Source organism: Nostoc sp., assembly GCF_036919615.1.
Classification (GTDB): Bacteria; Cyanobacteriota; Cyanobacteriia; order Cyanobacteriales; family Nostocaceae; genus Nostoc.
The window spans coordinates 32831-45574 of the sequence record NZ_JBALCN010000031.1; the positions used below are offsets into that span (position 1 = coordinate 32831).

A 12744-nucleotide genomic window follows, 5' to 3' on the forward strand; every position below is an offset into this window, starting at 1 on the left:
TTGTTCCCTTGTAGTTGTTCAAAATTAACTTTCATGAAGAAATTTAAGCGATCGCTAATTCCTGTTTCGACGTTGATAGTCTTGCCAAGGGGGTTGAAATCCTCGTCGGAGCAAAAAGTCTGTTTGGATTTGCTGTATTTGCCGAGATGCATCACTATCGGTTCCTCCTTCGGCGGCTGTTTCTAGTTGCAATCGTTCTAGCTGTGCTAATGCTGTCAAAGGCTGATCTAAAATCGCATTCAATCCAGCCAGGGCGCGGCGTGCGTCTTTGTCTTCCGGTTTTTGTGCCAACACTTGAGCATAAATCTCCTGTGCCGATTCAAAGCGGCGCTGTTCAAAGCGAATTCCGCCCAAAGCCGCTAGGGCATCGATGTTATCTGGTTGCTGCGCCAAAATATTCTGATAGGTACTGCTAGCCAAATTCAAATCACCTACAGATCGAGCCAACTCTGCCTGCAACTGGGATGAGTTTGGAGTGTTGGGAAGGCGAGCAATCAACTGCTTCATCCGTGCTTGTGCTTGGGCTGGATTACGTTTTGCTATGACTTGTAACAAGCGCAGTTGTAGTGGTATGGAAGTAGGGTCAGTTTCTAGTAGGTAACTATATAAAGCTTCTCTTTGTGGATCAGCAGGCAGCGCTTCTAACAAACTGTATAGTTCTGGAGGAGTATTGGTTGCAGGTTGTGTAGCTAACCAATTGTTGAGAACTGCCTCTGCTTCTGGTTGGGAGATTCGCTTGGCTTGATAGGCGATACTAGCACGCCCTAGTTGAATTGACAAATTTTGAGGATTGCCAGCTATCAATTGGTCATAAACTGTCACAGCCTCATCAAAACGCTTTTGTTGCAGTCGCACTCCAGCCAGTCCGCCCAAAGCAGCATTAATAATATCGCTACTATTTGGCTTGCTAGCAAGCACAGCTTGGTAACGCTGGGCACTAGCTTCCAGACTACCCTCACGACGCTCAATTTCTGCTGCTAGCAACTGGGGTGCGAGGTCTTTAGCACCTGCGGGGGTAGCTGTGTAAGCTGCCAAGGCAAGCCTTGCGCCATTCAAATCTTGGCGCTGCACATACATTTGTGCCACCCGGAAATTCAAAAACGGTACGTTAACCCCCATTTGTAAAAGATTTTGATACACAGGTAAAAATTCCGGATCGGGAAGATCAATGTTCACTAAGGCATTAGCTAGCTGTTGCAACTGCACACGATCGCTCGGCAGTGATTGCATTACAGTCGCTAAACGCTGTCTCAAGTCATTTTTACCGAGTAAACCTAACTGATTTTCCAAAGCTAATTGCTGCACTAACAAACTTTGATCATTGGGAAATTCTAATGCCACCCGTTGATACAATTGCAGCGCTGTTTGTCGTCCTTCTGGAAATCCACTAAAGACATCAGCGACTTCGCGCAGTAGTTTGGGCGAAGGGTTGGGATCGGTTTGGAGGGCTTGACTGTAGAGATTAAAAACTTGCTGGGTAAGGGTGGGATTATTGGTGTACTTGCGAATTTCATTGAGCGATCGCGCTAAGGGCAAAATCGCATCTGGCCTTCCCTGTAATACATCTAAGACCGCCAACGCTTGGGCTTGTTGTTGATTGACAAGGTATGCTACAGCCAGTTCTTTACGAGTTTCAATCCCTATTGAGTCAAGTTTATTGGAGCGCTGCAACTGCGCTTCTAACACCTGTACTGCCCCTCCAAGATTGCCTGTTTCTCGTAAGCTGCGACCGTAGGCTACTGCTGCATACCCTGTAATGGCTTTGCCAGTGGAGCGATAGCGGTTAAACAACTCCAGTGCTTTCGGAAAATCCCCACTGTAACTATAAGTTTGAGCCGCACCAACGACTGCCTCTGGTGTGGGGTTGTTGTTCAGCGCGATTTCGTAGTCTGCCAAGGACTCGGTTAATCGTCCTTGATAGGAGTAGAGTAAAGCACGGTAACCACGACCTTCTGAGTCATTAGGATTTAACTCTAATAAAGTTGTTAGAGCCTCAATTCCTTTTAAGTTCCACTCAGAACGATAAGTAGCCAGTAGACCAACTGTCTTTAAAGCTAGTTGGTTGTTGGGGTCTACCGCCAGTACTTGTTGATAAGCACTCCAAGCTTCAGGAATACGTCCGGCCTTGCGATAAGCGATCGCTAGTCCTAACCTAACTGGTGAAGATTGTGGTTGACTTTTGAGGGCTTGCTGGAAGGCTGCGATCGCATCATTAATCCAGCCTTTTTTTAATAATGCAAAACCTTTTTGTGCCGATGCTGATAAGTTCTGTGCTTGAGCAAGGGCAATGCTGCCCAAAGGCGGCACAGTTAATAAGTAAGTAAAAAGGAAAAATGAACAAGTAAAAAGAGAACAATATTTAATTTTTTTAGCTTTTGCCTTTTGCCCTTTATTTATATTGTTTTGACTCATTGAGCAATTCTCCCTCTGGGAGTGACATCAAAATCTGATTTCACCCTGATCCCGAAGACTGTTTCGGAGAAATCATCACGTGCCTGAACCGAAAAGCCTATCCGGAGATTGGAAATAAATTTAAAATCATAGAACATTTCCAATACATCCGGACGGTCTCCACGACGGAGGCGATCATTAGAGAGAGGAAGTCCATAAGCTATTCCTAGTTTGTCATCTGGGGTAAACAGATCCAAAAAACTAGCTCCTAAAACGTAAGTATTTGCACCCTCTCCTAAAGTGCGATTTTCGTAACGACCATAGCGCCCAAACAAACCTAATTTCAGATTGGGAATAAAGACTTCGGCGTTGACACCATATGCTTCTTCGCGATCATTTGCTTCTGGGCCAAATTGATTGTCACCTCTGGGAATGCTAAAGCTTTCGAGGAAACTATCACGAACACCAGCGTCGCGATCGCTAGCATAAGTACCACGAATAATCGCATTGCCATAACGGATGCCGATTTCTCCAGCAAATCCATCTAAAGAAAATTCACCGATTTTGTTTGCTGATGAAAAGACTGCTGCTTTGGCTTCAATATTGTCGGTGACACTCCAATCGGCTAACAAACCAGTGCGTGAACTAATCCCTGTCGCCGCCAGTGCTGGGTTGGTTTGAAACACCGGATTAAAGAATTGACTGGCCCCATCTTTAGCAAAACTGTTGTTATCAAAATAAGACGTTAAATCTATTTGACCAATCACTAATCGCAGATTAGGTACTCCTGCTAGTGAAGTCGCCAAATAAAGCTCGTTGATGTTCAAACCCTCGTTTCGGGAGTCATCCAAGCTGCTGCCTTGGCTTGTTAAGTCCAGGGTTGCCCCAACCAAAGCTTGGGGAGAAAGTGGGTAAACTCCCGTGACTCTCGCCCGGGCTGTGGTGTCGCTGCCTTGGGTGATATAAACTCCTTGGAATTGTAAAGAGGGTTCCCTTAAACTACTGCTAGTGAGCTGGCGGCGTTGTTGAGTAGTTACTGGTACTGGTGTATTTGGTGTGGGAGTTGGACTAGGGACTGATGGTGTTGTCTGTGGATTGAGTAATTGTTGATTAAAAGTTGGTGCTGTTGGTGCTGTTGGTGCTGTTGGTGCAGTGAATTCTTGCGTTGCAGGCAAGTTGGGAAGTGGCGGCAGGGGGGCTGTTTGGGAACTGAGTAGTTGATTAAAAGTTGGTGCTGCTGGTGCAGTGAATTCTTGTGTTGCAGACGAGTTGACGAGTGGTGGCAGTGGAGCTACAACTGAGCTAATTGCTGGCTCCGAGTTGTTCATCTGTCCCTGCAATCCTAAATTAAGGTCAGAAGTGTCCCCATCTGCTGCCACTCGTGGTGCAACAGAACTATGTGCTGCTGCCGGGGCTTTTCCAGTTACCTGCTGCTGGATGAAGACACTCTCCAGTTGTTGGAGATCGTTGACTGGTTTGGGTTCCACAACTTTGGTCACTGGATTGGCGATCGGTGCAACTGCGACACCAGTCGTTACGGATGGAGGAGTCAATGTTTGTGATCCTGACTGCGATTGACTCTTCTTGACAGGTAATTTAGGCACTGGTAGGGGTTCTGTTAAGCCCAATTGGTAGTCGCTACTCCGTAGCTGAGATGGGTTGATTTGAGCTGAAGACTTTTCGCTCACTGCCAGTACCCAGCAAATCGAGATGGCGACAGTGCAAAGCAGTGGATAAACCTTGTGGTACTGAATTGAAAAAGTAAATTTATAACAATCGAATACTGGTTGCCTCATCAGCTTAGTTGGGTAACAACTACATATTTAGGTTATAGAATGTCGCCACTTTAGCAAAATAAATGAGTAGTAACCACTACATACAATAAATTTTGTAATTTTCAATTAATTCGATTGGGAGTCGATAAAACTTGTTATTTATGAAAATAAATTGGGCATAATAGGTAAAAACCTAATTTTATTGGGAAATGAGCTAAAAAACTGCCTATTATCATGACAAATCTTGATTTAAAGACTATTTTTCCCAGATTTAAAGCTTTATCTCCTGCTAATCTCCAGGCAGCTATTTGCCTTATGCTTTTAACTGCCAGTTCTGGCTGTGTTCAAAAAGCACAAGAAAAGGTGGGGATGGAAATTAGAAATGTACAACCTATATCAAGTAAAGGTGTATACAATGTCGTTGGTAGTACCAATCTGCCTGAGTCTAGCAAGATTACAGTGGTTGCTGTGCGTTATTTGCGTCCGGTATCAGGACAAGCAGAAGCTTTGCTGAACTCAGATACAAATACTAACCGTTCAATTTTGGCTCGTCAAATTGTGGAAGTGAAACAGGGACAATGGGAGGCTGCGCTAAATCTGTGGCAAGTTTCACCCGATGGTAGTTTCCAAGAAGTCTGGCAAGCAAATCCAGCACAAATACAACTGTTTCCAGAAGGTGGCGTTACATTTGTAGCTATTTTCGATCCTGCTAGTCAGTGGGAACAGCCAGATAATCAAAACTCTCAAAAGTTAAAGTCAGAAAATCAACAGCTTGAAAAGCTTGAAAAGATTGAAAGCAAGTTGATTCGTTTTACTAACGAAGGTGAAAAATATTTACAAGTTAGCCAAACCTTAACAATACCCCTACCTATGGGGAAAACAATACCACCTCGTTCGCAACCGGAAGACTTGAATGGTGGTTGGGGAAACCGATATCAAATCCCACCGCAATCCATAGCTTCTAAAACTACCCTACTTCCATCAGTTAAAAATAGGCAAACGAATGCCTATGTGACTCCTTCAGAGTTTCTCAGGTGAGAATTAAGATGGGCATCAAACCTATAAAATAATCCTGTATATATTTATGTACCCCTACCCTACTTCCTACTTGATTGAGGACGGGGTACTGTAGCCCTCCATCGCTCTCTTTTTAATAGATAAAAACTAAAATACCAGCCTCAATATGAGCGCTGGTATCCAGATATTAATTACCCAATAACCACTAATTGAGTGGGCATTGTCTGTAGAGAAAAGTGCTTGTCCTCATTAAGAGAGTTGTGGCAATTTTAGAAGCTTCGCAAAAGAAACAGAGAGGAAATTCATACCTAAAAGCACTTGTTCTATACTCCTATGCTCTTGAGTGATTTAAACTTTCTCCTCTGCTTCTCTAATCCCTTGTTTGTTTTATTTGTCTATGACGCAAAGATGTAGGTAATGAACATTAAACCTGTTTATCTTCAGCTTTTGCTCTTTGATAAACAGATTTGAGCAGATTTTAAAGAACAGTATTATAGAATATCTGAAATTTAGCTGTGGATTCTACTTCAGTATTTGTTGCTTGAGGTGTTGGTTGCAAATTGTCCTGCATTACCTGCATCTGTAACATCATCTCTTTAATTTGTTTTTGCAACTCTTCAAATTCTGATGGCATGATTACTGTTTGATTTACTTCACGAGCAGCAGCAACTTCTTTGCTGCTATTCGGATTTTCTTGAGCATAGCCAAGGAAAGTTTGGGCAGATGCAAACGCAGAAGTAGCAGCAATATTTGTAATGGTGGTAGTGTTTTGTTTAGTTGCAACCTCTGGTACAGGATTTATCGGCTGTGTGTGCATCGGCATTTGCGCTTCAACAGGTTGAGCTCCAGTTTTTGCACTTTTTGAATTGAAAGCTCGATCAAAAGGCATCTCGTCATCTAAAAAAGCGCTCAATCCAGAAACTTGCAACCGAGGCTCGGAAACTTGCCATTCTTTTAGTAATGCTTCCTTTTGCTGTAAGTGCAGATCTAGATTAGATAATTCCTGCTGGATTTTTGCTGATTTGTCAGAAGAATTTCGCCAACCACAAAAAGCAAGTGCTGAAATTCCAGACCCTATACTAAGTATAGTTGCAAAAACTACGTAAGGAATAGCAATATCTCTAAGTTTCCCGTCAAAAATAGGTTCTTCCTGAAATTTGATGTCTATTTGCTTATCACCTAGTGTAGCAAGGGGAAATGACATTAAAGAAAATACACTTAGAGAAGCGATCGCAGGTAGTACTAAAAATTTTTGCAGTGCAGAAAGTGTCATATTCAGAAAACTTTTGTTAAATAAAAGGCTATGGACAGATTGCAGAAGATTTAATTACCGCTTGTAACATCTAACTTGTATAGAGTTTTTCCGGTCAGTCAATATCTGTACTGCCTTAATATCTAAGTTATTCTCGATACGAGATGTTTTCAATAGACAACTCATGAAGAAGTCAGTAAATTCCGTAAACTTTCTGTAAATTAAGTAACTTTTGCAGATTGGATAAAGGAAAATGCAAAATATAGATAGAAATTTATCTGTATTACCAGTCAAAGATTTTAGCGTTTTTGATTTCCACTATCCAATTTTTGCGGATACAGAAACAATAGTAGCTAAATATTGCTCTAATACTATTAGGATGGTTAAACGTATGGAAGGTTAATTAAGTAATATAAAAAGCTGGAAAATAAATGCATTGTAATCAGACTACGAACATTTATCGTCAGCTAAAAATCAGTTTTACAAAAATACTTTTTACGTAAAGATACTGTAAAAATTATTCTGTTGTAGAAACCATTAGATATTTTTCTGTTAATTTGACTTAGATATTGTCCTCCAATAAAAGTAATAGTATGCAAGTTATCCATAAAAATAAACCAAGAAGATTGAGGTTACATAAGCAATTACTGATATTCTCTCTAAGCATAGTAGTATTTTTAGTAATTATTTTGACTAAGGCACCTGTTAATATTCAGCTAGATGCTTCTATGGCTGCAACGCCAATAGAGCTACCACTTTCAACAATTGGTAGAACAATTGTGGATGCGAAAGGCAAGGTTGTATTGCCCAGAGGTGTTAACTGGTTTGGCATGGAGACTGATACGCACGCCCCTAACGGTTTATGGAAAAGAGATTATAAAGAAATGCTGGCGCAGATTAAAAACTTGGGATATAACCTCATCCGGTTACCTTATTCTGTGGCAGGATTGCGATCGCTTAATGTAAGTGGCATTGACTTTGGAATTGGCAGCAACAAAGAACTTCAAGGTAAAACCCCCTTGGAGGTAATGGACTTACTTATTCAGGAAGCGGAACGTCAAGGATTGCTAATTTTGCTCGACAGCCACCGTCTTAACGACCAGCAAATTCCAGAGTTGTGGTATGGAGACGGCTTTACGGAAGCAGACTGGATCGATACTTGGAAAATGTTAGCCATCAGATACAAAAATCAAGCTAACGTTATTGGCGCAGACTTAAAAAATGAACCTCACGGCCAAGCTAGCTGGGGTGATAATAACATCAATACTGACTGGCGATTAGCAGCAGAACGTGCAGGCAATGCGATTCTCAGTGTTAATCCTAATTGGCTGATTGTCGTTGAAGGAGTAGAAAAGAATGTCCCTGGTCAAAAACTGCCACAGCATTGGCATGGTGGAAACTTAGAAGGTGTAAAACGCTACCCAGTACGTTTATCTCGTTCTCATAAGCTAGTCTATTCTCCTCATGAGTACGGCGCTGGGGTATACAATCAGCCTTACTTTTCTGCCTCTAACTTCCCTCAAAATCTAATTGAACGCTGGCAAATAGGATTTAACTATATCGCTAGTGAGAATATTGCTCCCATATTGATTGGGGAGTTTGGGGGACGGAAAGTAGACTTAAATTCCCAAGAAGGAATTTGGCAAAATGAGTTGGTGAAATACATTCAAAAAAATAACTTGAGCTTTACTTACTGGAGTTGGAATCCTAATAGTAGTGATACAGGCGGAATTTTACTAGATGATTGGCAAAGTGTTGATCTACCCAAGCAGCAATTACTGTCCCAACTGCTTCCATCTGTACAACTTCAACAGCCAGACCAACCGAGTCATCCTCCTGTTTCCCCAACTCCTACTCCTTCTGTCTCTCCATCTCCTACTGGTGCTGCCCTAAAAGTTACTACTGACATCTATTCCAACTGGGAAACCGGATTTTGTGTCAGGTTCAAAATTATAAATCAGGGCAATATCAAGGTTAACAACTGGCAACTGGCGTTTCAGATGAATCAAGCTAAGATTAATAACTCTTGGAACGCAGATTTTAAACAGCAAGGAGCGATACAGTATCTAGTGGCTCCTTTGGAGTGGGGAAAAACAATTGAACCAAATCAAGTACGGGATACTGGCTTTTGTGCCAATAAACTTGGTTCTGACTACCAGCCGCAGCAAATAACCGCCGTCTTAATTTGAACTCAAAAATTAAAAGCCGAATTTGTCATGATAGGAGAAATCACCAATCCCATTAATCATTGCTATTAACTCAGCACACAAGATGACTCAAGTAACAGCACCTCATCTCAAAACTAACGTTCAGGAAACCAGGCCAACGATTCATTACCTGGTGGCAATGTCTCAACCAGAAACCCATCTGTTTGAGGTGACTTTACGCCTTGTGGATTACCACTCGCCGATTCTCGATTTAAAGCTACCAGTGTGGACACCTGGTTCCTACTTAGTCCGCGAATACGCCAAGAATTTACAGGATTTTGTGGCTCTTGCAGAGGGTAAACCTTTACCTTGGCGGAAGATCAGTAAAAATCACTGGCAGGTAGATAAAAAGGCTGTTTCAGAATTAACTGTACGTTACCGCATTTTTGCGAATGAGCTATCGGTACGGACAAATCACTTAGATGCTACCCACGGTTATTTCAACGGTGCAGCACTATTTTTTAGAATAACGGGCTGGGAGAACCAACCCATTCGCGTCACTATCGTACCGCCACGCCTGGAATGGCAGGTAACTACTGCCTTGCCACCCATTGGTGAAGAAACAAATACTTTCTTGGCTGGCGATTTTGATACTCTTGTTGATACTCCCTTTGAGATTGGTCGCCACCAATTGTATAAATTTGAGGTTTTGGGAAAACCTCATGAACTGGCAATCTGGGGACAGGGAAATTTCCAAGCCCAGCAGATGATTGCTGATATCCAAAAAATTGTCCAGGTAGAAGCGCAGATGTTCGGTGGTTTGCCCTATGAACGATACGTGTTTCTACTACATTTATTTAGCCAAGCTTTTGGCGGTTTGGAGCATAAAAACTCTTGCTCCTTAATTTACCAGCGTTTTGGGTTTCGCGCTCAGGATAAGTACGATCGCTTTATCCAATTGGTAGCACACGAGTTCTTTCACTTGTGGAATGTCAAGCGAATTCGCCCCAAAGCATTAGAGGTTTTTGATTACGACCAGGAAAACTACACACCATCATTGTGGTTTTGTGAGGGTACTACTAGTTACTACGACTTGTTAATTCCTTTGCGGGCAGGAATTTTTGATGTTCAGTCGTATTTGAATAACTTGGGCAAGGAAATTACCAGATATAAAACGACACCGGGGCGCAAGGTACAACCCGTTTCTGAGTCGAGTTTTGATGCCTGGATAAAACTCTATCGCCCGGATGCCAATAGCGGTAATTCCCAAATTTCCTACTATTTAAAAGGAGAAATGGTATCGTTGTTGCTGGATTTACTGATTCGCTCTACTCACCACAATCAGCGCTCACTCGATGATGTAATGCTGAAAATGTGGCAGCAATTTGGGCAAGCTGAAATTGGCTATACCCCAGAACAGTTACAGAAAGTTATAGAATCTGTCGCCGGAATCGATTTGACAGATTTCTTTAAACGCTACATTGATAGTACTGAGGATTTGCCTTTTAATCAGTATTTACAACCCTTTGGCTTGCAGTTGGTAGCTGATCAGCAGGAAGAACCTTACCTGGGTATGAGAATAAATACAGAGAATGGGCGGGAGATGATTAAGTTTGTGGAGGCGGGTTCACCTGCACAAATAGGGGGAATTGATGCAGGTGATGAGTTACTAGCGATTGATGGGATTAAGGTAGTGGCAGGTTGCTTAGGCGATCGCCTCAAAGATTACCAACCAAACGATAAAATTGAAGTCACAGTTTTCCACCAAGACGAACTGCGTACCTATTCCATCACCCTCGTGTCACCACGTCCCACTCGGTATCAGGTAAAACCTGTTGAGCATCCTGACTCCACACAGCAGCAAAACTTTGCTGGATGGCTTGGGGTAGTGCTCGCAACTGTTTGATCAAGGCATTCAGCATTGGGGAGCCACTGCGTTGGGCGGCTCTGCCAACTTAAAGCAAGTGGCGTCATGGGGCATTAGAAAAACTCTTCTCCTTGTCCCCCTTGTCCCCAGTCCCTAATCCTAAGGCGTTCTCACTGCCCCAGAGTAAATCAAACCCCGTTGTAGATCCAGCGTTATAATCGCCCCATCCCGAATCACCTGCGTTGCCTGCTTTACGCCGACAATCACTGGCACACCGAGACGCAAGCCAATCACTGCTCCGTGACTTGTGAGACTTTCGTCTTCGGTAATAATCCCGGCAGCTTTCCGAATTGCCTCTACAAAATCAGCACTAGTGCGGGGTGCAACTAATATGTCTCCCGGATTAAAGTTACTAACATCCATGCCAGTATTAGCCACCCGAGCGCGACCACTTACTGAACCTTGTCCGAGCCCAATTCCGTGACCTAGTACCGCCGTCACCACCTCTACCTTAATCAAATCTGTGGAGCCAGAAATTCCCTGGAGTGTGCCAGCGGTCATCACTACTAAATCTCCCTGAGACAGTAACTTAAGTTCCTGAGCGACGTTGATCGCAGCTTGAAATGTCTGACCAGTGGAAGGTAATCCTAGCACCAACAGCGGTTTTACTCCCCACACCATTTGTAGCTGTCGCGCCACATTTACATGGGGTGTCACTGCCAAAATCGGTGTCTGGGGACGGAACTTAGAGACATTGCGAGCTGTTGCCCCGGTTTGCGTTAGAGTCATGATTGCCGCTGCGCCTAGTTGTTCGGCAATTTGACCTACAGCTTGACTAATTGCATTGGGAATGGAGCGTCGGGCATCTCTCAAAGAACGTAAGTTTAAGTGTTGGGCTTCTTCCTGCTCCATACGTTCGGCAATCCGCGCCATCGTCGCCACTGCTTCTACAGGGTAGCTACCCACAGCGGTTTCATTGGAGAGCATCACCGCGTCCGTACCATCTAAAATCGCATTTGCTACATCCGACACTTCAGCGCGAGTGGGACGGGGATTGCTCACCATGCTGTCTAACATCTGAGTAGCAGTGATGATGGGAATCCCCAAGCGATTTGCTGTGGCAATTAGCCGCTTTTGGAGTACGGGGACATCCTCTGCTGGCAATTCCACGCCTAAATCGCCTCTGGCAACCATCACACCATCACATAAAGCTAGAACCGCCTCCATTTGTTCAATGGCCTCATGCTTTTCAATTTTGGCAATCACTGGCACTTGCTTGCCTATGCTAGAAATTAGCTCTTTAATTTCGATCATGTCCTGCGGATTGCGGACAAAGGAAAGTGCCACCCAATCTACACCCTGATCCAGACCAAACATCAGATCCTCTCGGTCTTTGTCGGTCATTGCTTTAATTGACAGGTAAACGCCGGGAAAGTTTACGCCTTTATTGTTAGAAAGTTTACCAGGCACAGTGATGCGACAATGCAAATCACCTTTGTCCCGGTTAATCTCCTCCACCAGCATTTCTACTCGTCCATCATCAAGGAGGATTTTTGCGCCAACCGGGACTTCTTCGGCTAAATAATCATAGGTGACGCAGCTAATATCCTGCATACCTACCACTGGACGATTTGTCAAGGTGAAGCGATCGCCTTTTGCCAGAACTATAGACCCGTTGTCAAACTTCCCCAAGCGAATTTTTGGGCCCTGCAAGTCTTGGAGAATAGCCACTGGCTGATTTAATTCAAAGGCGGTTTGCCGAATTAAGCGAATACTACGCTGATGATCGGCATGAGTTCCGTGGGAGAAGTTTAGCCGCAGCGTCGTGGCTCCCGCTTCAATAATCGCCTTGAGCATTTCAGGACTGCTAGTGGCGGGGCCAATAGTAGCGACAATTTTTGTCCGGCGCAGAGAATCTCTTAATTGCATAGGGGCTGAAGTTAGGGAGCTATCTGGGAAGTCATCGTACCTTAAGTGGCATCTCCTTTTCAGTCACTGCTATATCAATAGATATAAGCAGTTAGAGAGGGTTTATGGGAGAGTGGGAACTGTGGGATAAACTACATATAGTACATCAATCTTGTATCCATCCTCCCCACGAAGGAGTTATCCGATCAACTTCTTGCCAATTGTCATACCCCACTTCTCAGTAAAGACTAGGCCTCGTCTGGAATCATAGCGTTATTCATCTAGTGATATGCAAAGCTGTAGATAAATCTTGCTTTACAAAAATTTACAAAAATTTATTATTCCATAATCTTTATCGTATATTTGTAATGTTTGATAAAGAAGGAG

General features: G+C 43.4%; 7 protein-coding genes. 3 read left to right on the forward strand and 4 right to left on the reverse strand.

Annotation, left to right across the window (positions count from 1 at the left end):
- Window positions 1–54: 54 nt before the first annotated feature.
- A complete protein-coding gene (locus V7K48_RS10220; protein WP_335072025.1) occupies window positions 55–2412 on the reverse strand; it encodes a tetratricopeptide repeat protein in 2358 nt (785 codons plus the stop codon).
- On the reverse strand, window positions 2409–4187 hold the full coding sequence (locus tag V7K48_RS10225) for a carbohydrate porin (protein ID WP_442949426.1): 1779 nt from the start codon (window positions 4185–4187) through the stop codon (window positions 2409–2411). Before V7K48_RS10225 ends, V7K48_RS10220 begins: the two co-directional genes overlap by 4 nt.
- 213 nt (window positions 4188–4400) lie before the next feature.
- Between V7K48_RS10225 and V7K48_RS10230 the strand changes: the two genes are divergently transcribed.
- Window positions 4401–5204: a hypothetical protein gene (locus V7K48_RS10230; protein WP_335072029.1), complete on the forward strand. Its 804-nt coding sequence runs from the start codon at window positions 4401–4403 to the stop codon at window positions 5202–5204.
- A 457-nt stretch (window positions 5205–5661) separates the two neighbouring features.
- Here V7K48_RS10230 and V7K48_RS10235 read toward each other — a convergent pair whose 3' ends face one another.
- Window positions 5662–6456, reverse strand: a complete 795-nt coding sequence (locus V7K48_RS10235; RefSeq protein ID WP_335072031.1) for a hypothetical protein — start codon at window positions 6454–6456, stop codon at window positions 5662–5664.
- A gap of 572 nt (window positions 6457–7028) precedes the next feature.
- On the opposite strand from V7K48_RS10235, the gene V7K48_RS10240 reads away from it, so the two are divergent.
- Window positions 7029–8624, forward strand: a complete 1596-nt coding sequence (locus V7K48_RS10240) for a cellulase family glycosylhydrolase (protein ID WP_335072033.1) — start codon at window positions 7029–7031, stop codon at window positions 8622–8624.
- Between the two features lie 82 nt (window positions 8625–8706).
- A complete protein-coding gene (locus tag V7K48_RS10245) occupies window positions 8707–10488 on the forward strand; it encodes a M61 family metallopeptidase (protein WP_335072035.1) in 1782 nt (593 codons plus the stop codon).
- A 120-nt stretch (window positions 10489–10608) separates the two neighbouring features.
- On the opposite strand, the gene pyk is transcribed toward V7K48_RS10245, so the two are convergent.
- Entirely contained in the window at window positions 10609–12378 is a 1770-nt protein-coding gene (gene pyk, locus V7K48_RS10250; protein ID WP_335072037.1) for a pyruvate kinase, read from the reverse strand.
- Between the last annotated feature and the right edge of the window lie 366 nt (window positions 12379–12744).

Bases quoted from the DNA above. Each gene is read 5' to 3' on its own strand.
- V7K48_RS10225 (WP_442949426.1), bottom strand. From the start codon at position 4,187: ATGAGGCAACCAGTATTCGATTGTTATAAATTTACTTTTTCAATTCAG.
- V7K48_RS10230 (WP_335072029.1), top strand. From the start codon at position 4,401: ATGACAAATCTTGATTTAAAGACTATTTTTCCCAGATTTAAAGCTTTA.
- V7K48_RS10235 (WP_335072031.1), bottom strand. From the start codon at position 6,456: ATGACACTTTCTGCACTGCAAAAATTTTTAGTACTACCTGCGATCGCT.
- V7K48_RS10240 (WP_335072033.1), top strand. From the start codon at position 7,029: ATGCAAGTTATCCATAAAAATAAACCAAGAAGATTGAGGTTACATAAG.
- V7K48_RS10245 (WP_335072035.1), top strand. From the start codon at position 8,707: ATGACTCAAGTAACAGCACCTCATCTCAAAACTAACGTTCAGGAAACC.
- V7K48_RS10220 (WP_335072025.1), bottom strand. From the start codon at position 2,412: ATGAGTCAAAACAATATAAATAAAGGGCAAAAGGCAAAAGCTAAAAAA.
- pyk (WP_335072037.1), bottom strand. From the start codon at position 12,378: ATGCAATTAAGAGATTCTCTGCGCCGGACAAAAATTGTCGCTACTATT.